General features: G+C 66.0%; 19 protein-coding genes. 12 read left to right on the top strand and 7 right to left on the bottom strand.

What is annotated here, in order from left to right; genetic code table 11:
- Positions 1–131: 131 nt before the first annotated feature.
- From C5B85_RS03860 to C5B85_RS03910, 11 genes are all read left to right on the top strand, one after another.
- Positions 132–668 carry a Dps family protein gene (locus C5B85_RS03860; protein WP_104284690.1) on the top strand — a complete coding sequence of 179 codons (537 nt, stop codon included), beginning with the start codon at positions 132–134 and terminating at the stop codon, positions 666–668.
- Positions 669–759: 91 nt separating this feature from the next.
- Positions 760–2,838, top strand: a complete 2,079-nt coding sequence (gene uvrB, locus C5B85_RS03865; RefSeq protein WP_104284691.1) for an excinuclease ABC subunit UvrB — start codon at positions 760–762, stop codon at positions 2,836–2,838.
- A 64-nt stretch (positions 2,839–2,902) separates the two neighbouring features.
- Entirely contained in the window at positions 2,903–5,776 is a 2,874-nt protein-coding gene (uvrA, locus tag C5B85_RS03870; protein WP_104284692.1) for an excinuclease ABC subunit UvrA, read from the top strand.
- Positions 5,776–7,698 carry an excinuclease ABC subunit UvrC gene (gene uvrC, locus C5B85_RS03875; protein WP_104284693.1) on the top strand — a complete coding sequence of 641 codons (1,923 nt, stop codon included), beginning with the start codon at positions 5,776–5,778 and terminating at the stop codon, positions 7,696–7,698. The genes uvrA and uvrC overlap by 1 nt, the downstream gene beginning before the upstream one ends.
- A gap of 58 nt (positions 7,699–7,756) precedes the next feature.
- On the top strand, positions 7,757–8,644 hold the full coding sequence (rapZ, locus tag C5B85_RS03880) for an RNase adapter RapZ (protein WP_068481863.1): 888 nt from the start codon (positions 7,757–7,759) through the stop codon (positions 8,642–8,644).
- A gap of 71 nt (positions 8,645–8,715) precedes the next feature.
- Complete coding sequence (whiA, locus tag C5B85_RS03885) at positions 8,716–9,693, top strand: DNA-binding protein WhiA (RefSeq protein ID WP_068481866.1); 978 nt, start codon at positions 8,716–8,718, stop codon at positions 9,691–9,693.
- Positions 9,694–9,876: 183 nt separating this feature from the next.
- Entirely contained in the window at positions 9,877–10,878 is a 1,002-nt protein-coding gene (gene gap, locus C5B85_RS03890; RefSeq protein ID WP_104284694.1) for a type I glyceraldehyde-3-phosphate dehydrogenase, read from the top strand.
- A gap of 31 nt (positions 10,879–10,909) precedes the next feature.
- Positions 10,910–12,121, top strand: coding sequence for a phosphoglycerate kinase (locus C5B85_RS03895; RefSeq protein WP_104284695.1), 1,212 nt, complete (start codon positions 10,910–10,912; stop codon positions 12,119–12,121).
- Positions 12,115–12,903 (top strand): triose-phosphate isomerase, encoded by a 789-nt coding sequence (tpiA, locus tag C5B85_RS03900; RefSeq protein WP_104284696.1) that lies wholly within the window; start codon positions 12,115–12,117, stop codon positions 12,901–12,903. The genes C5B85_RS03895 and tpiA overlap by 7 nt, the downstream gene beginning before the upstream one ends.
- Positions 12,904–12,984: 81 nt before the next feature.
- The gene (gene secG / locus C5B85_RS03905) at positions 12,985–13,242 is read left to right on the top strand and encodes a preprotein translocase subunit SecG (RefSeq protein ID WP_104241218.1); all 258 of its coding nucleotides are present in this window, start codon (positions 12,985–12,987) and stop codon (positions 13,240–13,242) included.
- Positions 13,243–13,611 carry an RNA polymerase-binding protein RbpA gene (locus tag C5B85_RS03910; RefSeq protein ID WP_104284697.1) on the top strand — a complete coding sequence of 123 codons (369 nt, stop codon included), beginning with the start codon at positions 13,243–13,245 and terminating at the stop codon, positions 13,609–13,611.
- A 95-nt stretch (positions 13,612–13,706) separates the two neighbouring features.
- On the opposite strand, the gene pgl is transcribed toward C5B85_RS03910, so the two are convergent.
- The 6 genes from pgl to tkt form a co-directional block, all read right to left on the bottom strand.
- Positions 13,707–14,462 carry a 6-phosphogluconolactonase gene (gene pgl / locus C5B85_RS03915; protein ID WP_104284698.1) on the bottom strand — a complete coding sequence of 252 codons (756 nt, stop codon included), beginning with the start codon at positions 14,460–14,462 and terminating at the stop codon, positions 13,707–13,709.
- On the bottom strand, positions 14,459–15,442 hold the full coding sequence (locus C5B85_RS03920) for a glucose-6-phosphate dehydrogenase assembly protein OpcA (RefSeq protein WP_104284699.1): 984 nt from the start codon (positions 15,440–15,442) through the stop codon (positions 14,459–14,461). The genes pgl and C5B85_RS03920 overlap by 4 nt, the downstream gene beginning before the upstream one ends.
- A complete protein-coding gene (gene zwf, locus C5B85_RS03925) occupies positions 15,439–16,980 on the bottom strand; it encodes a glucose-6-phosphate dehydrogenase (RefSeq protein WP_104284700.1) in 1,542 nt (513 codons plus the stop codon). The genes C5B85_RS03920 and zwf overlap by 4 nt, the downstream gene beginning before the upstream one ends.
- 109 nt (positions 16,981–17,089) lie before the next feature.
- A complete protein-coding gene (locus tag C5B85_RS03930) occupies positions 17,090–18,676 on the bottom strand; it encodes a glucose-6-phosphate isomerase (RefSeq protein ID WP_104284701.1) in 1,587 nt (528 codons plus the stop codon).
- An 11-nt stretch (positions 18,677–18,687) separates the two neighbouring features.
- Entirely contained in the window at positions 18,688–19,806 is a 1,119-nt protein-coding gene (tal, locus tag C5B85_RS03935; RefSeq protein ID WP_104284702.1) for a transaldolase, read from the bottom strand.
- Positions 19,807–19,862: 56 nt separating this feature from the next.
- Positions 19,863–21,953 carry a transketolase gene (tkt, locus tag C5B85_RS03940; protein ID WP_104284703.1) on the bottom strand — a complete coding sequence of 697 codons (2,091 nt, stop codon included), beginning with the start codon at positions 21,951–21,953 and terminating at the stop codon, positions 19,863–19,865.
- A 243-nt stretch (positions 21,954–22,196) separates the two neighbouring features.
- On the opposite strand from tkt, the gene C5B85_RS03945 reads away from it, so the two are divergent.
- Positions 22,197–23,099 (top strand): heme o synthase, encoded by a 903-nt coding sequence (locus C5B85_RS03945; RefSeq protein WP_374953079.1) that lies wholly within the window; start codon positions 22,197–22,199, stop codon positions 23,097–23,099.
- Positions 23,100–23,237: 138 nt separating this feature from the next.
- Here C5B85_RS03945 and C5B85_RS03950 read toward each other — a convergent pair whose 3' ends face one another.
- Positions 23,238–24,203, bottom strand: a complete 966-nt coding sequence (locus tag C5B85_RS03950) for a heme A synthase (protein WP_258070567.1) — start codon at positions 24,201–24,203, stop codon at positions 23,238–23,240.
- Positions 24,204–24,228: the final 25 nt, after the last annotated feature.

Below are 24,228 nucleotides of genomic sequence, written 5' to 3' on the forward strand. Positions count from 1 at the left end.
GCCGCGCCTTCGCAATCCCGCCCACGTTCCGACCAAACGTTCAGACCTGGCTGACAAGGTTGAACTCCCCCCGATACGCATGGGATCCACTGATCGGGAGTCGCGGCACGCGCTCCCAAGAGAGGACTGACATGACCACGACAGCCTCAGGCCAGCAGACCGAGAACGGCGAATACACGGTCCCCGGGCTCTCGCTCGACAAGGGCCACGAGATCGGAGAGCTCCTCCAGCTCCGCCTGCACGCGCTCAACGACCTCCACCTCACGCTGAAGCACGCGCACTGGAACGTCATCGGGCGCGACTTCATCAGCGTCCACGAGATGCTCGACCCGCAGATCGAGCTCGTCCGTGGATACGCGGACGAGGTCGCGGAGCGCATGGCAACGCTGGGCGTCCCACCGAACGGGCTGCCCGGAGCGCTCGTCGAGGCCCGGACATGGGGAGACTACGACGTGTTCAGGGCTGGCACGCGCCAGCACCTCGAGGCGCTCGACCACGTGTATGTGGGGGTCATCACCGACCACCGCGAGGCCATCAAGAAGCTCGACGACCTCGACCTCGTGACCCAGGACCTCGTCATCGGTCAGGTCTCCGAGCTCGAGAAGTTCCAGTGGTTCATCCGAGCTCACCTCGAGAACACGCAGGGCGTGCTCTCGAGCGAGAACTAAGCCGCGCCGACGGCACACCGGGGCCTCCATGATCGCGTAGAGCGCATCAGGGAGGCCCCGAAATGTCGCCATCGCCACGTACACTTGTTCTATGCAAGCAACACGCAGCGTCCGTCCCTTCGAAGTCGTCAGCGAGTACACGCCGAGTGGCGACCAGCCGAAGGCCATCGAGGAGCTTGCGAGCCGCATCAACGCGGGCGAACCGGACGTCGTGCTGCTGGGCGCCACGGGAACCGGCAAATCGGCCACAACCGCCTGGCTCATTGAGAAGCTCCAGCGCCCGGCGCTCGTGCTCGCGCACAACAAGACGCTGGCCGCGCAGCTCGCCACGGAGTTCCGCGAGCTCATGCCCAACAACGCGGTCGAGTACTTCGTGTCGTACTACGACTACTACCAGCCAGAGGCCTATGTACCGCAGACCGACACCTTCATCGAGAAGGACAGCTCGGTCAACGAGGAAGTCGAGAGGCTCCGACACTCGACGACCAACTCACTCCTGAGCCGCCGCGACGTCATCGTCGTGTCGACGGTCTCCTGCATTTACGGCCTCGGAAAACCAGAAGAATACTTCAACTCCATGCTGGCCATGCACGTCGGCGACCGCATCCCGAGGCAGGAGCTGCTCAGGCGATTCGTGACGATGCAGTACCAGCGCAACGACGTCGCCTTCCAGCGCGGAACCTTTCGCGTGCGCGGTGACACCATTGAGATCATCCCGGTGTACGAGGAGCTCGCGATCCGCATCGAGATGTTCGGCGACGAGATCGAGGCGCTCACCGCCCTGAACCCGCTGACCGGCGACGTTGTCCGTTCAATGGACTCCGTGAGCGTGTTCCCTGGCTCGCACTACGTGGCGGGCGCCGACGCCATGCAGCGAGCGATGGGCCAGATCCGCGACGAGCTCGACGACCGCCTCAGCGTCTTCGAGCGCGAGCAGAAGCTGCTCGAAGCCCAGCGCCTGCGCATGCGCACGTCCTTCGATCTCGAGATGATGGAGCAGATCGGCTTCTGCTCGGGGATCGAGAACTACTCGCGCCACATGGACGGCCGCGCGCCTGGCGAGGCTCCGCACTGCCTCATCGACTACTTCCCGGACGACTTCATCACCGTCATCGACGAATCGCACGTCACCGTCCCCCAGATCGGGGCGATGTACGAGGGAGACGCGTCACGGAAGCGCACGCTCGTCGACCACGGCTTCCGCCTCCCGAGCGCCCTCGACAACCGGCCGCTGCGCTGGGACGAGTTCAGCGACCGCGTCGGCCAGACCGTCTACCTCTCAGCCACGCCCGGCAAGTACGAGCTCGCTCAGGCGGACGGATTCGTCGAGCAGATCATCCGACCAACGGGACTCGTTGACCCACAGATCGTCGTCAAGCCGTCCAAGGGCCAGATCGACGACCTGCTCGAAGAGATCCGCGTGCGGGCCGATCGCGACGAGCGAGTCCTCGTCACGACGCTCACCAAGAAGATGGCCGAGGAGCTCACCGACTTCCTCGGGGAGAACGGCGTCCGCGTCCGCTACCTGCACGCGGACGTTGACACGCTTCGACGTGTCGAGCTGCTCTCCGAGCTGCGGGCGGGCATCTACGACGTCCTGGTCGGCATCAACCTCCTGAGGGAGGGCCTCGACCTCCCAGAGGTCTCTCTGGTCGCGATCCTGGATGCAGACAAGGAAGGCTTCCTCCGTTCGAGCACCTCCCTCATCCAGACGATCGGACGTGCCGCCAGAAACGTGACGGGCGAGGTACACATGTACGCCGACCGCATCACCGACAGCATGGCAAAGGCCATCGAAGAGACCGACAGGCGCCGCGACCGTCAGCTTGCCTACAACAAGGAGCACGGCATCGACCCGACTCCGCTGCGCAAGAAGATCGCCGACATCACCGAGTCGCTCATGCGCGAGGGCCAGGACACCGAGAAGCTCCTCGCGGCCAGGGGCAAGGGCGACAACAAGCGTCAGACGACACCTAAACTCAAGCGCGAGGGACTCGCCGCATCCGGCGCAAGGGAGCTCGAGAACATGATCTCGGATCTCAACGCTCAGATGCTCGACGCCGCCTCCGAGCTCAAGTTCGAGCTCGCGGCACGCCTCCGAGACGAGCTCTCGGCCTTGAAGCAGGACCTGCGGACCATGGAACGTGCCGGGCACGTCACCAAGGGCTGACCACGGCCGCCCACCCACGCCGGGCACACAGAGCATCCACACGAATAGAGAACCCGAAAGAGCTATGGCCGTCCTTCCTCCTTCTTCGCAGCTGCGCGTCCAAGGCGCCCGCGTGCACAACCTCAAGAACGTCGACCTCGAGATCCCGCGTGACAGCCTTGTCGTTTTCACCGGCCTCTCCGGGTCAGGTAAGTCATCGCTCGCGTTCGACACGATCTTCGCCGAAGGCCAGCGCCGGTACGTCGAATCGCTCTCGGCCTACGCCAGGCAGTTCCTCGGTCAGGTCGACCGCCCAGACGTCGACTTCATCGAGGGCCTGAGCCCCGCGGTCTCGATCGACCAGAAATCGACCAACCGCAACCCGCGCTCGACGGTCGGCACGATCACGGAGATCTACGACTACCTGCGTCTCCTGTGGGCCAGAATCGGCGTACCGCACTGCCCGGTCTGCGGTGAGGTCATCCAGCGACAGACGGTCCAGCAGATCGCCGACCACCTCATGGAACTCGAAGAGGGCACCCGATACCAGGTGCTTGCCCCGGTCGTCCAGCAGAAGAAGGGCGAGTTCGTCGACCTGTTCCAGTCGCTCTCAGGTCAGGGCTACGCCAGAGCGATGGTCGACGGCGAGCGCGTGCAACTCACCGACCCGCCGAAGCTCAAGAAATCCTTCAAGCACGACATCTCCGTGATCGTCGACCGCCTCGTGGCGGCAGACGACGTACTCGGTCGGCTCACCGACTCACTCGAGACGGCGCTGCGGCTCGCGGACGGCCTCGTGCAGATCAACTTCGTGGATGCGGACGGTGACGACGCGTGGACGACGTTCTCCGAGCAGCTCTCGTGCCCGAACAACCATCCCATCGCGCTCACCGAAATCGAGCCGAGGACGTTCTCCTTCAACGCACCATTCGGTGCCTGCCAGACGTGCGACGGACTCGGAACGCGCATGTCCGTCGACCGGGAGCTCCTGATCGGCGACCCCCTCGACTCGATCGCCGACGGCGTCATCCTCCCGTGGAGCGGGCAGGGAAAGAGCCTCTACCAGTACTACGAGCGCCTCCTCCTCGGCCTTTCCGAGCAGATCCAGTTCAAACTCACGACTCCGTGGAAGAAGCTCCCTGAAGAGGTTCGCGAAGCGATCCTCGAGGGGCGCGAGTACGAGGTCAGGGTCAAGTACCGCAACCGCTTCGGGCGGCAGATGACCTACAGCTCAGGCTTCGAGGGCGTCATGCCGTACATCGAGCGTCAGTACGCCGAGGCTGAGACCGACGCCACACGCGCGCGCTGGGCGCAGTACCTGCGCGAAATCCCGTGCTCCGCGTGCAACGGAGCGCGACTGCGCCCCGAAGTGCTCGCCGTCAAGGTGCACGGTCGCTCCATCGCAGACGCGACAACGCTGAGCCTCGCCGACTGCCTCGACTTCATGAACACGGTAGAGCTCACCGACCGCGAGGCTAAGATCGCGGCACAGGTGCTCCGAGAGATCCGAGCTCGCCTCGACTTCCTCATCGAAGTCGGCCTCAGCTACCTCGACCTCGCGCGTGCCGCCGGCACTCTCTCCGGCGGCGAGGCGCAGCGCATCCGCCTCGCGACGCAGATCGGGTCAGGGCTCACGGGCGTGCTCTACGTCCTCGACGAGCCCTCCATCGGCCTCCACCAGCGCGACAACCGCAGACTCATCGAGACGCTCATCAAGCTGCGCGACCTCGGCAACACGCTCATCGTCGTCGAGCACGACGAGGACACCATCCGCACTTCGGACTGGATCGTCGACATCGGTCCCGGAGCAGGCGAGCACGGGGGAGAGGTCGTACACAGCGGCTCCGTCGCCGACCTCGAGAAGAACACCAGGTCGATCACGGGTGACTACCTTTCTGGACGGGTTGGCATCGAGACGCCCAAGAAGCGCCGCAAGTACGACAAGAAGCGCGAGCTCACCGTCGTCGGCGCACGAGCCAACAACCTGCAGAACGTGCAGGTCAGCTTCCCGCTCGGGATCCTGACGGCAGTCACTGGAGTCAGCGGGTCCGGAAAATCCTCGCTGGTCAACGACATCCTGTACCGCGTGCTCGCCGCCAAACTCAACGGCGCCCGCGCCGTCGCCGGCAAGCACACGCGGATCACGGGCGTCGACCAGCTCGACAAGGTCATCCACGTCGACCAGAACCCGATCGGCCGCACGCCTCGCTCGAACCCGGCCACCTACACCGGTGTGTTCGACCGCATCCGCACGCTCTTCGCCGAGACAAGCGAAGCGAAGGCCCGCGGCTACCTGCCCGGCCGTTTCAGCTTCAACGTCAAGGGCGGACGCTGCGAGGCCTGCTCCGGCGATGGCACGCTCAAGATCGAGATGAACTTCCTGCCGGACGTCTACGTGCTGTGCGAGGTGTGCGGTGGGTCGAGGTACAACCGCGAGACGCTGAGCGTGCACTACAAAGGCAAGAACATCGCAGAGGTCCTCCAGATGCCGATCGCCGAGGCCGCGGACTTCTTCGAGCCCATCACGGCCATCCACCGCTACCTCTCGACCCTCGTGGAGGTTGGGCTCGGCTACGTGCGACTCGGCCAGTCGGCGACGACGCTCTCGGGTGGCGAGGCACAGCGCGTGAAGCTCGCCACAGAGCTGCAACGCCGCTCCAACGGGCGTAGCGTTTACGTGCTCGACGAGCCGACAACCGGGCTTCACTTCGAGGATGTCCGCAAGCTCCTCAAGGTGCTCGGCGGGCTGGTCGACAAGGGCAACACCGTCATCGTCATCGAGCACAACCTCGACGTCATCAAGTCGGCGGACTGGCTCATCGACATAGGGCCAGAAGGCGGTTCCGGCGGCGGAACCGTGGTCGGAGTCGGCACGCCGGAGAAGATCGCGGGCCTCGCCGAGAGCCACACTGGTCAGTACCTCAAGGAGATCTTCGAGCGGGAGGCAGCTGCGCGCTGATGGCGAACGTCCTGCCATACCGCCCCGCGACGGGTGACATCCCGACGGCCCCCGGTGTCTACAGATTCCTTGGGGACGATGAACGTGTGCTCTACGTCGGCAAGGCGAAGAACCTCCGCGCGAGGCTGAGCAACTACTTCGCGCCACTCGAACGACTCCACGAGCGCACGCGCCACATGGTGACAACCGCGACTCGCGTCGAGTGGACCGTTGTGCGCACCGAAACCGAGGCGCTGCAGCTCGAATACACCTGGATCCAGGAGTTCTCCCCGCCGTTCAACGTCAAGTTCAAGGACGACAAGAGCTACCCGTTCATGGCCGTCACGCTCGGGGACGAAGCCCCTCGCGTGCTGGTCACTCGCAACGGTCGCATTCGGGGCGCCCGCTACTTCGGCCCGTACCCCAAGGTGTGGGCGGTCAACGAGACCATCGATCTCATGGTCAAGGCGTTCCCGATCCGCACGTGCAACGACGCGAACTACAAGCGAGCCATGCAGAGCGGCCGGCCGTGCTTCCCCGGTCAGATCGGCCGATGCGGAGGGCCGTGCAGCGGTCGCGTGACGATCCAAGAGCACCGCGTCATCGTCAACGAGTTCGTGCGATTCATGGAGAGCTACGACCGCAGCCTGCTGACGACGCTGCAAGACGAGATGAAGCTCGCCGCGAGCGAGATGAGGTTCGAGGACGCGGCCAGGCTCCGTGACCGCATCGGCGCGCTTGAGAACGTCCTGGAGAAAAGCGCGGTTGTCTTGCCGGACAACGTCGATCTCGACCTCTTCGGCATCGCCGAGGACGAGTTGAGCGCTTCCGTGCAGCAGTTCACGGTTCGAGGCGGCCGCATCCGCGGAGTACGCAACTGGGTTCTTGACAAAGAACTCGACACGGATCTCGGAACGATCATCGACCAGACAATGCAGCGCGTTTACGGCAAGGAGGGCCTCTTCCCGCCAGGTGAGATCATCGTGCCGGCCCTCCCCGACGATTCCGAAGCGCTTTCCGAGTGGCTCGAGGCCACCAGGCAGGCCAAGGTGAAGCTGCGCACGGCGCAACGCGGTCCCAAGTCCGAGCTGCTCAAGACCGCGACGATCAACGCCATGGGGTCGCTCGCGCAGTACAAGCTCAAGCGCAGCAGCGACTACGTCGCTCGCTCAGATGCGCTGACCGAGCTGCAGCACGCGCTCGGGCTCCCCGAAGCCCCGCTCCGCATCGAGTGCTACGACATCTCGCACCTGCAGGGAACCGGCATCGTCGGGTCGATGGTGGTGTTCGAGGACGGTCTGGCACGTAAGTCCCATTACCGGCGTTTCAACATCGCGTCGTCGACCGATGACACCGATTCCATCCACCAGGTGCTCACCCGCAGACTGGCGTATCTGCGCGACGACGCAACACCCGCAGAGATCGTTGAAGACGCGGCGCTCTCGGCCGACCCTGCCAAAGCAGCAGGCCAGGAATCGACGCGCGCCAAATTCGCCTACCGTCCGCAGCTGCTCCTCATCGACGGCGGCGTGCCGCAGGTGAACGCAGCCCAACGGGCGTTGGAGGAATCCGGCGTCCGCGGTATCGCCGTGGTCGGCATCGCCAAGCGCCTCGAGGAGCTCTGGCTTCCCGACGACGACTTCCCGGTCATCCTTCCGCGTGGCTCCGAGGCGCTCTTCCTCGTGCAGCGCCTCCGCGACGAGGCCCACCGCTTCGCGATCAGGCATCAGCGCACGAAGCGCAAGGCCGACATCAACACGGTGCTGGCGGACATCCCCGGCCTCGGGCCGACGAGGGTCGCGGCCCTGCTCAAGAAGTTCGGTTCCGTCAAGCGGCTCCGCGCTGCATCCGTCGACGAGCTCACTGCTGTCCAGGGCATCGGCGAGGCCACGGCAACGGCTATTTCCGAGCGATTCGCACGAGAACAATCGGCGGAAGAGTGAGAGACGCACGCTCGGGCTATGTAGGCTGGTGTTTTAGTCCATGGGAGGTGACCTGCGCATGAGTTCGGCGGAGATCGACGGCGAAGGACGCCAGCACATCATGATCGTCACTGGCATGTCCGGTGCGGGACGGTCGACAGCTTGCAAGGCGTTCGAGGACCTCGACTGGTTCGTGGTGGACAACCTGCCCCCGCAGATGATCAGGCCCCTCATCGAGGTCGCTGGCAAGGCTCGAGACTCGCTCCCGAAGCTCGCCGTCTCGGTTGATGTGCGCGGCGGTCACCTGCTCGAGGAATTCACTGCTCTCGTCGGTGGTCTGCGCGAGACACACGAAGTCGACGTGCTCTTCCTGGACGCCACGGACGGAACGCTTGTGCGGCGCTTCGAGGCCGTACGCCGCCCGCACCCGTTGCAGGGCAACGGGACGATCCTCGACGGCATCGCGCGCGAGCGCAGCCGCCTTCAGGAGATCCGCGAGGCGAGCGACATCGTGATCGATACTTCGGAGCTCAACGGGCACCAGCTCGTAACCCGCATCGTGAAGCGCTTCGGCGAAGCAGACCAGAACAAGGTCGCCGTCACGGTTCAGAGCTTCGGCTTCAAGTACGGGATCCCAACGGATGCCGACCTTGTCGTCGACATGCGCTTCCTCCCCAACCCCTTCTGGGAGCCAGAACTCCGCGCCTTCAACGGCCGAGACAAGCGCGTTTCCGACTACGTCTTCGACCAAGAAGGTGCAGACGAGTTCCTGACCCACTACATTGAGATGCTTGACCCCGTCCTGCGGGGTTACGAGCGAGAGAACAAGCGGCACGTCACGCTCGCCGTCGGATGCACCGGCGGCAAGCACCGTTCGGTCGCCATGACCGAGCGCATTGCGAGTCTGCTGCGCGAACGCGATGACACGATCATCAGCGTGCGCCACCGCGACCTCGGTCGCGAGTGACTCTCGTTCCATCTCGCATTCGCGACGACGCTTCGTCGCGCCCACTCACTCTGATCCATGGAGGTACCCCGGTGACGCTCACCGCCGATGTCAAGCACGAGCTTCTGCGCACTCGCGCAGCCACAACCCAAGCTCGTGCTGCCGAGGTCGCGTCGCTCCTGAGGTTCGCGGGTGGTCTGCAGCTCATCTCGGGGCGCATCGCAGTCGAAGCCCAGCTCGACTCGGAGATGCTCGCCCGCCGACTCGGTCGCGAGCTCCTCGAGCTCTACGGGGTCCGCGCGAAGATCTCCATCGTCGCCGGCTCCGGCGCACGACCGGGGGAGAGCTACCTCCTGCGCGTGCTCGAGAACGGCGAGACGCTCGCGCGACAGACCGGGCTCATGGATGCTCGCCGACGCACCGTCCGCGGCCTCCCGAATCGGCTCACGACCGGCAGCCAGGACGACCTGACCGCCGTCTGGCGTGGAGCGTTCCTCGCGGCAGGTTCCCTCACCGATCCGGGCCGCTCCGCTTCCCTAGACATCATCACTCCGAACTCGGAGACGGCGATGGCCCTCGTCGGAGCCGCCGGTCGGCTCGGCGTCTCGTCGAAGGCGCGAGAGGTTCGCGGAGTCCATCGGGTCGTCATCCGTGACGGCGACGCCATCAGCGCCATGTTGACGGTCATCGGCGCCCACGCGACCGTCGAGAGCTGGGAGAGCCTGCGACAGCGTCGCGAGACCCGGGCGACAGCGAATCGTCTCGTGAACTTCGACGATGCCAACCTTCGCCGGTCGGCTCAGGCCGCGGTCACCGCGTGCACCCGCGTCGAGCGGGCCCTCGAGATCCTCGGCGAGGGAGCCCCCGACCACCTCAAGTACGCGGGACAGCTGCGCCTGGCGCACCGAGAAGCATCGCTCGACGAGCTCGGCCGCTACGCGGATCCGCCCATGACGAAGGACGCCGTCGCCGGGCGCATCCGTCGACTGCTCGCTCTGGCGGATAAGCAGGCTTCGGACCGCGGCATCCCCGGCACGGAGTCGAATCTGCCCGTCCTCGACGAGCTCTGATTCCCGCACGGGTCAGCTCTCCCCATTTGGTCACCTCGGCGACCGCCCATGGGACTAGGCTGACGATGTTGAACGGGCTCGCCGCGCGGACCGTTCCCACGAACTCGGTGCGATGGTGCACCCGGCCCCAGTGGCCACACAGTCCTGTCTAATCGGAGAAACAACAGGAAAAAGGAGCATCACGTGACGAAAATCGCCATCAACGGTTTCGGACGCATCGGACGCAGCTACGCACGCGCACTGCTGCAGGATGACAACAACCTCGAGCTCGTTGCAATCAACGACCTCACTGACAACAAGACGCTTGCACACCTCCTCAAGTACGACTCCACGGGTGGCAAGCTGAAGAACGACATCTCGTACGACGACGACGCAATCTACGTCGACGGCAACAAGATCACCGCAACGGCAGAGCGCGACCCCGCGAACCTGCCTTGGGCTGAGCTCGGCGTCGAGATCGTCATCGAGAGCACGGGCCACTTCACGGACCCCGAGAAGGCCCGCGCGCACATCGCCGCAGGCGCCAAGAAGGTCATCCTCTCGGCCCCGGCTTCCGGCCCGGCACCGACCTTCGTCTTCGGCGTCAACCACACCGAGTACGACCCCGAGAATGACGACGTCATCTCGAACGCGTCGTGCACGACGAACTGCCTCGCGCCGCTCGTCAAGGTTTTCAACGACAAGTTCGGCATCGAGTCTGGCCTCATGACCACGATTCACGCCTACACGTCCGACCAGAACCTGCAGGACGGCCCCCACAAGGACCTCCGTCGCGCCCGCGCAGCAGCACTCAGCATCATCCCCACCTCGACGGGTGCAGCGAAGGCCATCGGCCTCGTTCTTCCTGAGCTGGCGGGCAAGCTGGACGGCTTCGCACTCCGCGTCCCCACTGAGACCGGCTCGATCACCGACCTCACCGTCGTCTCCAAGACGCCAGTGACCGTCGAGGAGGTCAACGCCGCGTACAAGGAAGCCGCAGAGGGCGAGTTCAAGGGCCTCCTCATGTACAACGAGGAAGACATCGTCTCGCGCGACATCGTCGGAGAGAACCACTCCTCGATCTTTGATGCGCCGCTCACGAAGGTCATCGGCAACCAGGTCAAGCTGTCGTCCTGGTACGACAACGAGTGGGGCTACACGGTCCGCCTCGTCGACCTGACCGAGTACGTCGCAAGCAAGCTCTAACCACTTCGGCACAAGAGGAAGGATCGCCAACATGGCGCTTCGCACAATCGAGAGCCTTGGCTCCCTCACGGGAAAAAAGGTCATCGTCCGCTGCGACTTGAACGTGCCGCTGAAGGAGGGCGCGATCACCGACGATGGTCGGATTCGCGCCTCCCTCGGCACGCTCCGCCTCCTCCTCGACCAGGGTGCGCAGGTCATTGTGATCTCGCACCTTGGTCGGCCCAAGGGGGCACCAGAACCGCAGTACTCGCTCGCCCCGGCGGCTTCACGTCTCGGCGAGCTCCTCGAGATCGATGCCCCGCTTGCCGCCGACACCGTCGGTGAGGATGCGCAGCGCCTTGTTGCCGGTCTTGAAGACGGCCAGCTTGTTGTGCTCGAGAACCTCAGGTTCAACCCTGGGGAGACCAGCAAGGACGACGCAGAGCGTCGTGCCTTCGCTGAGCAGCTTGCCGGTTTCGCGGACGCCTTCGTCTCAGACGGGTTCGGCGTCGTCCACCGCAAGCAGGCCTCGGTCTACGACCTACCGCAGATCGTGCCGAGCGCCGCGGGACTCCTCGTGGCGAACGAGCTCGAGGTGCTCGAGCGACTGACATCGGCCGTGGAACGGCCGTACGCGGTTGTGCTCGGCGGCTCGAAGGTGTCCGACAAACTCGGAGTCATCGAGCATCTTCTCCCGAGGGTCGACTCGATCCTCATCGGGGGCGGAATGCTGTTCACGTTCCTGGCAGCACAGGGCCATAAAGTCGGAGCCTCGCTCCTGGAGTCCGACCAGCTCGACACCGTGCGCGGCTACCTCGCGGACGCAGAGAAGCGTGGCGTCTCGATCGTGCTGCCGACCGACGTCGTTGTTGCGGCGTCGTTCTCGGCGGACGCGGAGCACGAGGTCGTCCCCGCTGACGGCATCGAGAACAGCAGGTTCGGCGCTTCGGGCATCGGGCTCGACATCGGACCCGAGACGGCCAAGGCCTTCGCCGCGGTCATCAGCGACTCGAAGACCGTGTTCTGGAACGGCCCCATGGGCGTGTTCGAGTTCCCCGCGTTCGCGGAAGGAACTCGCGCCGTTGCTGGTGCCCTGACCAATGTCGAGGGCCTCTCGGTCGTCGGCGGCGGTGACTCCGCGGCGGCCGTGCGCACGCTCGGCTTCGCGGATGACGAATTTGGCCACATCTCTACTGGTGGCGGTGCCAGCCTCGAGTTCCTCGAAGGCAAGCAGCTGCCCGGATTGCAGGTTCTCGGATGGTAACGACTCGCACCCCGCTCATGGCGGGCAACTGGAAGATGAACCTGGACCACCTCCAGGCCATCGCGTTCACGCAGAAGCTCGCTTGGGCGCTCAAGGATGCGAAGCACGATTTCGATGACGTCGAGGTCGCGGTCTTCCCTCCGTACACCGATCTTCGCAGCGTGCAGACGCTCGTGGACGCCGACAAGCTCTCGCTGAGCTATGGCGCCCAGGACGTTTCGGCCCACGACTCCGGTGCCTACACGGGTGAGATCTCGGGTGCTTTCCTGAGCGCTCTCGCCTGCAAGTACGTCATCCTCGGGCATTCAGAGCGCCGCACATTGCACGCGGAGACCGATGAGGTCGTCGGCAGCAAGGTCAAGGCTGCGCTCAAGCACGGGCTTGTCCCGGTGCTGTGCGTCGGCGAGACGTCTGAGGACCTCGAGAAGTTCGGCGCAAGCGCCGTCCCCGTCGCTCAGCTCAAGGCTGCGCTCGAGGGCGTCGAAGGCACCCCGGACCTCGTGGTCGCCTATGAGCCCGTCTGGGCCATCGGCTCAGGCCAGGCCGCAACTCCCGACCAGGCGCAGACCGTCGCTCACGCGCTCCGCGCCGCGCTCGAAGAGCTGCTCGGCGAGGAAGTGGCCGCGGCGACTCGCATCCTGTACGGCGGTTCGGTCAAGTCGGACAACATCGCCGGCTTCATGCGCGAGCCTGACGTCGACGGTGCACTCATCGGAGGCGCGAGCCTCAAGGTCGATGAGTTCAGCGCCATTGCCCGGTTCCGACAGCACGTCGGTTCCTAGCCGCGAACCCCAACCATCTATACTCGGACGTGGCCTGTTCATTCAGGCCACGTCCGAGTCCGTTCATCTGAGAGGGATTCCGTGGATATTCTCCTCGTCATCCTGCAGGTCGTGCTGGCCATCACCAGCGTCCTGCTGATCCTGTTCATCCTGTTGCACCGCGGACGAGGCGGCGGACTCTCCGACATGTTCGGTGGGGGCATGGGATCGAACCTCGGCGCGTCAGGCGTCGCCGAGAAGAACCTGAACCGCATCACGGTGACCCTCGCGGTCATCTGGCTGCTGGCCATCGTCGCCATGGGAATCATCACCCGCATCCAGACCGTCGTGGTGAGCTAGGTGGCGCAGGGGGGCTCAGCGATCAGGGGATCGCGCGTCGGCGCGGGACCTATGGGGGAGTTGGACCACGGTGTGCACGCTGCGCGCCGCACCATCTCCTACTGGGACGCGCTCGGCAACGAGACGGTCAGGCACTACTCCGCGGAGATCGCGGAGGACGACATCCCTGAACTCATCGACTGCCCGATCTCCGGACTTCCTGCGGGCCGCGACCGCGAGAACCCGCCGGCTGCCGTGAAGAATGAGCCGTACAAGACGCACCTCGCGTACGTCAAAGAACGACGCACAAGCGAGGAAGCCGAGCGACTGCTCGATGAGGCGCTCTTGAAGCTCCGCGAGCGTCGCGGAAAGACGACCTCCAAGCGCTGATCACGGTTACGCGGTCAAAGAAACGGCTCCGGTCGTGAACCACCACGAGGGTGCGTTCACGACCGGAGCCGTTTCTGCCGGTGCCTGAGCTTCGGCTAGCCGAGCGCCTCGGCCGCGGCCGCATCGAGCAGCAGCAGCGTCTCCACACGGCCGGTCGCCGCACCGAGCGGTGACTCCTCGGCGGTGACGCCTTCGGTGGCGGCCAGCCGCACCGCATCCGCCTTCTCGGCACCTGTGACAACGGCCCAGACGCGTGCAGCCCCTCGAATGGCGGGTAGCGTCAGCGTCAGCCTCTCCGGCGGCGGCTTGGGCGAGTCGCGGACGCTCTCGACAAGCGCGGGCGCCGTCTCGAGCCCGGGCCTCCCCGGGAACAACGAGGCGGTATGCCCGTCACCGCCCGCGCCGAGGAGCACGAGGTCAAGCGATGGGACGCCGCCAAGGACTCCGTCTGCGGGAGGCACGAGTGCTCGCAGCTCAGCCTCGTACGCGACCGCGGCGTCGTCGAGCGACTCGCCGCTGTCGCTCGCGAGTGTCGCGTGCAGGCGTGACTGTTCGAACCCCTTGGCTCCCTTGAGCGCCTCCGCCACGGCTACGACGTTACGGTCGTCATGACCGGTCGGCACGAAGCGCTCGTCAGCGAACCACACATGTACGCGCGTCCAGTCGAGTCCGGCGCTGTCAACAGCTGCCACGAAGGCGGGAAGCACTTTGGTGGCAACAGAACCGCCGCTCACGGCGATGTGCAGTTCCGCGGTGGTCGACGCGAGGAGCCCCGCAAAGCGCCGGGCCGCGTCGTGTGCAACTCCGGCGACCGAGGGCTCTACGTGCCTGACCCGCGTGGCCTGCGTCATGCCTGCTCCTGCTCGTCGTCGGAGGGCGCTGCCTCCGCCGACTCCCGGGCCTCGGCTTCCGTCTCCGCAGCCGCGGCGAGCACCTCGCCGAAAACCCGGTCAGGCCCGAGCGAGCGCAGCTCCTCTGCGAGAACATCTGGGAGGTCGCGGACGGGCATGGGGATCTTCTGCTCCGGCTGCCCCGGCTGCGTGAGCACAACGGCCGAGTCGCTCACGCGCTCGAACGAGACGACGCCGCTCGGGCGCGTGAGCTTGATCGCGCGCAGTTGTGCGCGTCCGAGCTCGCGGTCGGTGGCCTGAGAGAGGCGCACGGGCACCTGCAGCGCGAGCTGCAGCCAGGCCGCCATGAGCAACGTCGAGGTCTGCGATGGGCGCCCGATGACCTCCACCTCCTGGATCGGCTCGTACGGCGGCTGATCGAGGACAGCCGCGATCTGTGCACGCCAGCTGGTGAGGCGCGTCCAGGCGAGGTCGCTGTCCCCGTCGCAGAAGCCCGCCGCGAGCTTCGTGACGGTCTCTTCACCATTGGTGGAGCTCCCGGAGTCGACGATGCGCAGCTGCGCGATGCGACCGAGCGACGAGGCGCTTGGTGCGCCGAGCGCGGAGTCGGGCCACCAGGCTACGACCGGGGCGTCGGGGAGGAGGAGTGCCTGCACAAGCGTCTCCGGATCGTCCGCGGCGGGGCCGGAGACGTGGAGCACGATGACCTCGCTCGCTCCGGCGTCTCCGCCGACGCGGATCTCCGCGTCCATGTTGGAGGTCTTCGCGTCGCGATCGACCACGTGGATGACGATGACGCGCATGGGGTGCTCGCCCGACGCCGAGTTCGCAGCGGCGATCGCAGCTTCGCCCCGGCGCTCGCCGGTCGAGATGACAAGCGTGAGGACGCGACCGAGAGCGACCGCTCCGCCTTCTTCACGCATCGAGACCAGCCGCTTCGAAACGGCTGAGGTCGTGGTGTTGCCGAGTTCGATAATCACGGGCGCCTCCAGGTGCGGCCATCGCGGGCGAGGAGCGCAGTGGCAGATGCCGGGCCCCAGCTGCCGGGTTTGTAGAGTTCGGGCTGGCCCTGCGTCGCCCAGTACTCCTCGACGGGGTCGAGGATCTTCCAGGAGAGCTCGACCTCCTCGTGGCGGGGGAAGAGGGGCGGGTCGCCCAGAAGGACGTCCAGGATGAGACGCTCGTAGGCTTCCGGGCTGGACTCGGTGAAGGCGTGGCCGTAGCCGAAGTCCATGGTCACGTCACGGACATGCATGCCGGATCCCGGGATCTTGGAGCCGAAGCGGATGGTGACACCCTCATCTGGCTGAACGCGGATCACGAGTGCGTTCGGCCCGAGCGAGGTGCGCTGCGCCTCGTCGAAGAGATACAGCGGCCCCTGCTTGAACGTGACGGCGATTTCCGTCACACGGCGACCGAGTCGCTTCCCGGTGCGCAGGTAGAACGGGACTCCCGCCCAGCGGCGCGAGTCGAGCTCGACACGGAGAGCCGCGTAAGTCTCAGTCGTCGACTGCGGGTTCATGCCTTCTTCCTCGAGGAAGCCACGCACGAGTTCGCCGCCCTGCCATCCGGAGCCGTACTGGCCACGAGCGGATGCCAGCGACAGGTCGCGGGGGAGTCGAACGGCTGCTAGGGCCTTCTCCTTCTCCTGCCGGAGGTCCTTGGCGTTGAAGGAGAGCGGCTCTTCCATGGCAGTGAGTGCGAGGAGCTGCAGGAGGTGGTTCTGGATGACATCTCGCGCGGCGCCGACGCCGTCGTAGTAGCCGGCACGGCCTGATACCCCGATATCCTCCGCCATCGTGATCTGCACATGGTCGACCGTGTTGGCGTTCCAGAGCGGCTCGAACATGGAGTTCGCGAAGCGCAGCGCGAGGATGTTCTGCACCGTCTCCTTGCCAAGGTAGTGGTCGATGCGGAAGATCGCGTCGCTCGCGAAGACCGACTCTACGATGCTGTTCAGTTCGCGCGCCGAGGCGAGGTCGTGACCGAAGGGCTTCTCGATGATGACGCGGCGCCAGGAGTCCTCACGTTCCTCCGCCAGGCCAGAGCGGCGCAGCTGCGTCGTGACCTCGGGGAACGAGCGTGGCGGGATGGAGAGGTAGAACGCGTGGTTGCCGCGCGTCCCCTGGTCTTCGTCGAGCTCCCCGAGGACAAGCTTGAGCGAGTCGAAGGACTCGTCGTTGTCGAACTCGCCGGAGACGAAGCGGATTCCTTTCGCGAGCTGCGTCCAGACGTCCTCATTGAATGGCGTCCTGGCGTGCTGTTCGACGTTCTCCTTGACGAAAGCGCGGAACTCGTCGTCTGACCAGGGCCGGCGAGCGAAGCCGACGAGGCCGAATGAGGGCGAGAGCAGGCCGCGGTTCGCGAGGTCGTAGACCGCCGGCAGGAGCTTCTTTCGGGAGAGGTCTCCCGTTACTCCGAAGATGACGAGGCTCGACGGGCCGGCGATGCGGCTGAGCCGTCCATCGTCGATGGACCTGAGGGGGTTGTTGTCAGCGCTGATGTCGACTGGCGTCACAGCGTCGCCTCCTTGTTTTCTAGGCACGGGCGTTGGGTGGGCCCGTGTGTGTCCTGCAGACACGAGTGCGGGGATGCGAAGGTGTTCGCATCCCCGCCCCGCTGATCGATTAGCGCGAGATGGCGCCGAGGAGCGCGGCGAGTCCGTGACCGGATTCGCCGAGCTCGATGCGCAGCACTGGCTGCGCGTGCGACTCCAGCACGGACGCGTCGCCGGCTGCCTGCGCCGAGATGAGCGTGCCGAACGTGAAGGGGCGTTCCGGGATCTCCAGATCGTTCGGCTCTGCCGAGGTGATCTGCAGGAACGCGCCGACCTTCGGGCCGCCCTTGTGGAACTGTCCGGTTGAGTGCAGGAAGCGCGGACCCCAGCCGAAGGTGACGGGTCGCCCTGAGCGCTTCGCGAGCTCGTCGCGGAGCGATTCGAGAGCGCCGAAGCGGTTCCGGTCGACGTACGCCTGGACCGACAGGTAGCCATCGGCGGGGATGAGCGCCACGAGCGCGTCGATGGCGCCGCTCAGTGTGCTCTGGCCCTCGACGACCGCCTGCGTGCCGCGCACCTCGACGCCATCAACTGCGAAGGCTGCCGGTGTCGGCTCGGGCGTCGCCTCGAGCAGTCCTCTGGCGGCGACCTTGGCGGACTCGACGTCGGGCTGATCGTACGGGTTGATGCCGATGACGGCTCCCGCGACGGCTACTGCCGTCTCCCAGAGCACGAACTGCCCACCAAGCGAGCCTGACACGGCGATGTCGTCGCCGCTCGCCGGGGAAGCCTCCGCGTCGGCCACGACACGGACCAGCTGCAGGTCGGCCGGTCGCGAGTCGATCTCGGGAGCGCTCGGCGTGAGCACGACGGGCAGAATACCGAGGTCGTCCTTGCCGCTCGATTCCGCGATCAGCTGCTCGACCCAGTCACCGAATCCGACGATCGATGTTCCGTCGTCGACGACGCCAAGGAAGCGCTTGGCTGCGATAGCGGCGCCGAGAACAAGCGCTGGGTTGGACTCGTCGTCCAGGGCCACAGCCGCGGCGGCCACGCCGGCGTCGTCAAGGAGGCCCGCGATGTCGACGCCGGCCAGCCCGGACGGGACGAGACCGAACGCCGTCAGCGCCGAGAACCGTCCGCCCACGTGGGGGTCGGCGAGGAACACCCGGTAACCGGCCTCACGTGAGGCGGCTTCCATGGGCGACCCCGGGTCGGTGACGATCACGACGCGTCCGGCTGGGTCGATTCCAGCACCCTCGAACGCGTTCACGAAGGCGCGACGCTGGGAGTCAGTCTCGACCGTGGATCCCGACTTGGAGGAGACGACGATCGCGGTGCGCTCGACGCCTTCCTCGACCGCGGCGCGAACCTGTGCCGGGTCGGTCGAGTCGAGCACAACAAGCTCGACGCCGGCAGTCCGAGTGATGACCTCGGGAGCTAGCGAGGAGCCGCCCATGCCGCACAGCACGAACCTGGTAACACCGGCCGCGGCGAACTCGTCGCGAAGCGAGAGGATGCCGTCGACGAGTTCCCGGGAGACCTCGTGAGCGCGCGTCCATCCAAGCCGGACTGCAGACTCGGCTTCGGCTGCCGCGCCCCAGAGCGTTGCATCCTGTGCGAAGAGGCGAGAGGCGAAACGATCGGCGACGAGGCCGCCGAGCTTCTCCGCAGCGGCTTCGCTCGCGGCTCCGGCAGCGCTGACCTTGATGCCCATGGCGGTGGCCCCTACGCCTTCGCCGCGGCAGCTTGCAGCTGCGAGTCGACGGTTGCCTTGAGCTCCTGCCAGGAGACGATGAACTTGTCAACGCCCTCGGTCTCGAGCTGCTCGGTCACCTCGACGTAGCTGACACCGATAGCCTCGAGCTCGTCGAGCGTGGTGTTGGCGGCGTGGGCGGTGCCCGCCACGGTGTTCCCCGTGATGACGCCGTGGTCGGCGACAGCCTCGAGCGTCTTCTCCGGCATGGTGTTGACCGTGTGCGGCGCGACGAGCTCCGTAACGTAGAGCGTGTCGGGCAGCGCCGGGTCCTTGACACCCGTCGAGGCCCAGAGCGGACGCTGGACGTTGGCGCCCTCTGCGAGCAGGAGCTTCGCGCGCTCACTCGAGAACTCCTCCTCGAAGGCGGCGTAGGCGAGACGAGCGTTCGCGAGGGCCGCGAGACTCTTGAGCGCGATCGCCTCGTCACTTCCGACGGCCACGAGGCGCTTGTCGATCTCTGCATCGACGCGCGATACGAAGAACGAGGCGACGGAGCGGATCGTCGACAGTGCGTGTCCTCGCTCGCGAGCCTGCTCGAGACCTGAGAGGTAGGCGTTGACAACCTCGCGGTAGCGGCTGAGGCTGAAGATGAGCGTGACGTTGACGCTGATGCCGGAAGCGATGACCTCGGTGATGGCGGGGAGACCCTCGACGGTCGCCGGGATCTTGATCATCGCGTTCTTGCGATCGACGGTGGCCCAGAGACGCTTGGCCTCCTCGATCGTCGCCGCGGTGTCGCGGGCGAGTTCGGGGGAGACCTCGATCGAGACTCGCCCGTCGAGACCGTCCGTGGACTCGTAGATCGGCAGGAAGAGGTCGCATGCCGAGCGCACGTCGTCGGTGGTGATCTCGAAGATCGCCTCGTCGACGCTCGCGCCGCGAGCCTGGAGCTCCGCGACCTGCGCGTCGTAGGCCTCGCCCTTGCTGAGTGCGCCGGCGAAGATAGTCGGGTTGGTCGTGACGCCGACGATCCCGCGCTCGGAGATGAGACGTTCGAGAGCGCCGGATTCGAGGCTGGAGCGTGAGAGGTCGTCGAGCCAGATGCTGACGCCGGCCTCGGCGAGTGCTGCTGTTGGTGTGGAAGTCATTGTTGGTGTTCCTTCGCGTTGCAGGTGAAGAAGAGCTGAGTTGTGGTGCGCAGGCGCTACTTGGCGAGCGACTCGAGCGCCGCGTCGACGACGGCCGCTGCGGTGATCCCGTAGGCCTTGTAGAGCTCCGGCTGGTCGGCGGATGCGCCGAACGTCTCGATCGAGATGCTGCGCCCCTTCGGACCGACGAACTGCAGCCAGGGAAGGGCGAGGCCTGCCTCGATGCTCACGCGAGCCTCGACTGCGGCGGGGAGCACGTGCTCTCGGTACGCCTCGTCCTGCTCTGCGAACCACTCGAAGCTGGGGACGGAGACGACGCGCGTCGGGTGGCCCTGCTCTTGGAGCGTCTCGCGAGCCTCAAGTGCGTACTGCACCTCGGAGCCGGTCGCGAGCACGATGACCTCAGGCGATCCACCGGCAGCTTCTGCGAGCACGTAGGCGCCCCGCTTGGTTCCAGCGGCCGAGCCGAACTCCTGCTCGTTGGCGTCACCCGAGCCGCGCGCGATGACCGGGAGGTCCTGGCGGGAGAGGATGAGGCCGGTCGGGCCGCCGCGGCGGCTGACGACCTCGAGCCACGCGGCTGCGGTCTCTGGTCCGTCGGCCGGGCGAACGACCGCGAGGTTCGGGATCGCGCGCAGAGCGGTGAGCGATTCGACTGGCTGGTGCGTCGGCCCGTCGCCACCGAGGGCGATCGAGTCGTGCGTCCACACGAAGATCGATGGGATGTTCATGAGGGCGGCGAGACGCACTGAGGGGCGCATGTAGTCGCTGAACATGAGGAAGGTCCCGCCGAAGGCGCGCGTCTTGCCGTGCAGCGTGATGCCGTTGAGGATCGCGCCCATTGCGTGCTCACGGATGCCGAAGTGGAGGACTCGCCCGTAGGGGTTGCCCGTCCAGCTCGACGTCGAGAACTTCTCCGGGATGAACGACGCCGCGCCGTTGATGGTCGTGTTGTTCGAGCCTGCGAGGTCGGCGGAGCCGCCCCAGAGCTCGGGGAGCTGCGCGGCGAGCGCGTTGATCGCGTCCCCGGACGCCTTGCGGGTGGAGACCTTGGCAACGCCCGCGTAGTCGGGAAGCGCCTCCGCGAGGTCTTCCGGCAGCTCGCCAGCTTCGAGGCGCGCGAAGAGCTCAGCTCGTTCCGGGTTGCTGCTCTTCCAGGCGTCGAAGCTCTGCTGCCATTCATCACGAACGGGGGCGACGCGGTCCGCGAGGCCGCGCGTGTAAGCGAGGACGTCCTCCGGGACCTCGAAACTCTGCTTCGGGTCGAAGCCGACGAGGCTCTTCACAGCCTCGAGTTCGGTCTCGCCGAGCGCGGAGCCGTGGATGGCGCCCGTGTTCTGCTTGTTCGGGCTCGGCCAGCCGATGATCGTGCGGAGCACGATGATCGAGGGACGGCCGGTCTCGGCCTGGGCCGCGAGGGTTGCGTCGTGGAGTGCCGCGAGGTCCTCGTGGTACTGCTCGCCAGCCGTCCAGTCCACCGTCTGCACGTGCCAGCCGTACGCCTCGTAGCGCTTGGCGACATCTTCCGTGAAGGCGATGTCGGTGTCGTCCTCGATGGAGATCTGGTTGGCGTCGTAGAAGACGATCAGGTTCCCGAGCTCCTGGTGGCCGGCGAGCGAGGAGGCCTCGCTCGTGACGCCCTCCTGGAGGTCGCCGTCGCTCGCGATGACATAGACCCTGTGATCGAAGGGGCTCTGGCCCGCCTCACCCTCTGGGTCGAACAGTCCGCGCTCGAAGCGCTGCGCGTAGGCGAAGCCGACCGCGGATGCGAGCCCCTGACCGAGCGGTCCGGTGGTCATCTCGACGTGGTCGGTGTGGCCGAACTCGGGGTGCCCCGGCGTCTTCGAGCCGAACTGGCGAAGCTGCTTGAGATCGTCGAGCTCGAGGCCGAAGCCGCCAAGGTAGAGCTGGCAGTACTGCGTCAGCGAGGAGTGACCCGCGGAGAGAATGAAGCGGTCTCGCCCGATCCAGTGCGGGTCCTTCGGGTCGACCCGCATCACGTGCTGGTAGAGCAACGTCGCGAGGGGGGCGAGGCTCATCGCCGTACCGGGGTGACCACCCTTCGCCTTCTCAACTGCATCTGCCGCCAAGATCCTTGCTGTGTCGACTGCACGTCGATCGAGCTCGGACCACTCAAAATTCGTCACACTGCGTCCCGTCGTCGTTGGGAAAGGGCCGCCTGACAGCTTATCGCCACGTCGGGTCCGCGCGGGGGGAAGAGTGTTCAGTTGCCGGCCATGTTTCTGATTGCGACGGGCCTCACGGTGTCTGGAGCGGGGTGTGACACGTGGCTCGCTCAGCAAACGGGACGGCTTCTGGGCAAGAGCAGATAGAATTGCCAGGAGTTTTCGAGCGAAGAGGAATTGGTGGCTTTGTCTGTCGACGAACTAGTGGCTGTCGCACCCCCGGAGCGCAAGCCTTTCGGGCGCAAGGTTCGGGCCTACGTGGCGCTGACAAAACCTCGCATCATCGAGCTGCTCCTCATCACGACGGTGCCGACGATGTTCCTGGCCCACGGCGGCATCCCGAACCTGTGGCTTGTCCTCGGCGTCGTGCTCGGCGGAGCCATGTCCGCGGGAAGCGCGAGCGCGTTCAACTGCTACATCGACCGCGACATCGACCGCCTCATGAAGCGCACTGCCAAACGCCCGCTTGTGACCGGAGAGCTCACTGATCGCGAGGCTCTCGTCTTCTCGTTTGCGCTCGGCATCCTGTCGATCGTCGTACTGTGGCTCGTCGCGAACCCGCTGACCGCGGCCCTCTCGCTCGGCGCCATCCTGCTCTACGTCGTGTTCTACACGATCGTGCTCAAGCGACGCACCGAGCAGAACATCATCTGGGGTGGCGTCGCCGGCTGCATGCCCGTGCTCATCGGCTGGGCGGGAGTCACCAACTCACTCAGCTGGGCTCCGTTTGTGCTCTTCGCCATCATCTTCCTGTGGACGCCGGCCCACTACTGGCCGCTCTCGGTCAAGTACCGCGATGACTACGCCAAGGCCAGCGTGCCGATGCTCTCCGTCACCGAAGGCGAGCTCTCCGTCTCCCTGCAGACCGTGCTCTACGCGTGGGCGACGGTCATCTGCTCGCTCCTGCTCGTCCCGATCGCAGGCATGGGATGGCTGTACACGTCCGTCGCGCTGCTCTCGGGCGGCTGGTTCCTCTACGAGGCCCACGTGCTCTACTACCGCACGATCACGGGGAAGGGCGGCAAGCCTATGAAGGTCTTCCACCTCTCCATCACGTACCTCACGCTCGTCTTCGTCGCCGTGGGCATCGACCCGCTGCTCGGCTAGCACCGAGCGAACGGCGCGCAAGAAGCGAGCGGTCTGCCACAGGCAACGACGCGGCGGCCGCGCACAGCAATCAGCCCCGACGAGAGATTCTCTCGTCGGGGCTGAGCCGTCTGTATCTGGTTGTACCCCCCGCGAGTCTCAGACTCGCCCGGGGCGCCCCTCGCGACGGATGGTCGCGACCGCGGTGGTCGCGACGGCGATGCTCGTGACCGACAGGACCATGTGCACGATCACGAGCCCGATTGGGAGCCCCGTCCTGGCCTGCCAGATGCCGACGATCGCTTGGGCCACGATGAGCCCGAGGAGCGCGAACGAGACCCGGCGCGTGGCGGGGAACCCGCGGACGGCGGCGACCACAGCGAAGGCAAGTGCGCACGCGAGCAGGATGTAGGCGGGCCACGAGTGGACATGCTGCATGACGACGGGGTCAAGACCGTTCCTGGCCGAACCGGAGTCACCGGCGTGCGGGCCGGACCCGGTGGTGAGCGTTCCGACGAAGACTGTTACCCAGACCCATACGTTCACGACGACGCTCAGGGTGAGCACAAGACCAGACCGGCTCATGTCGAGACGCGCCCCGACTTCTGGGACCTGCTCGCCCCTGCGCACGCGGAACAGCAGGACTGCGGCGATGGCGACCATGAGTCCCGAGATGAGGAAGTGGAACCCGACGATGTCGGGGTTGAGGCCCGTGAGCACGGTGATGCCGCCGACGATCGCCTGGACGATGATGAGCAGGCCGATCGCGAAAGCGGGGACGGCGAGGCGCATCCCGCTCGGCCGGGCCCGGAGGACCGCGAGGAACAGCAGGAGCGCGATGATTGCGAGGACGCCCGTCAGCGTCCGGTTCCCGAACTCGATGATCCCGTGGATACCCATCTCGGGCGTGTTGATGAGTGACTCGTCGGTGCAGTACGGCCACGTGGGGCAGCCGAGGCCGGAGCCCGTGAGCCGCACCAGGCCGCCGGTCCCGACGATGCCGATGTTGGCCACGAGACTCGCCCACGCGAGGAATCGCGTGTACCTCGTGATGCTCGTCGGCATCAGTCTCGCGAGGAGAGCATCCGCGCGTGGGGGACGGACGGGAGCGACTTGCGCGGTCACGATTGCCTTTCAGACGCCGAGTATG

Source organism: Pseudoclavibacter sp. AY1F1, from assembly GCF_002931075.1.
Taxonomy (GTDB): domain Bacteria; phylum Actinomycetota; class Actinomycetes; order Actinomycetales; family Microbacteriaceae; genus Pseudoclavibacter.

Excerpts from the sequence above, each read along its gene's own strand:
- C5B85_RS03860 (WP_104284690.1), top strand. The coding sequence starts at position 132 with ATGACCACGACAGCCTCAGGCCAGCAGACCGAGAACGGCGAATACACG.
- uvrB (WP_104284691.1), top strand. The coding sequence starts at position 760 with ATGCAAGCAACACGCAGCGTCCGTCCCTTCGAAGTCGTCAGCGAGTAC.
- uvrA (WP_104284692.1), top strand. The coding sequence starts at position 2,903 with ATGGCCGTCCTTCCTCCTTCTTCGCAGCTGCGCGTCCAAGGCGCCCGC.
- uvrC (WP_104284693.1), top strand. The coding sequence starts at position 5,776 with ATGGCGAACGTCCTGCCATACCGCCCCGCGACGGGTGACATCCCGACG.
- rapZ (WP_068481863.1), top strand. The coding sequence starts at position 7,757 with ATGAGTTCGGCGGAGATCGACGGCGAAGGACGCCAGCACATCATGATC.
- C5B85_RS03895 (WP_104284695.1), top strand. The coding sequence starts at position 10,910 with ATGGCGCTTCGCACAATCGAGAGCCTTGGCTCCCTCACGGGAAAAAAG.
- tpiA (WP_104284696.1), top strand. The coding sequence starts at position 12,115 with ATGGTAACGACTCGCACCCCGCTCATGGCGGGCAACTGGAAGATGAAC.
- pgl (WP_104284698.1), bottom strand. The coding sequence starts at position 14,462 with ATGACGCAGGCCACGCGGGTCAGGCACGTAGAGCCCTCGGTCGCCGGA.
- C5B85_RS03930 (WP_104284701.1), bottom strand. The coding sequence starts at position 18,676 with ATGGGCATCAAGGTCAGCGCTGCCGGAGCCGCGAGCGAAGCCGCTGCG.
- tal (WP_104284702.1), bottom strand. The coding sequence starts at position 19,806 with ATGACTTCCACACCAACAGCAGCACTCGCCGAGGCCGGCGTCAGCATC.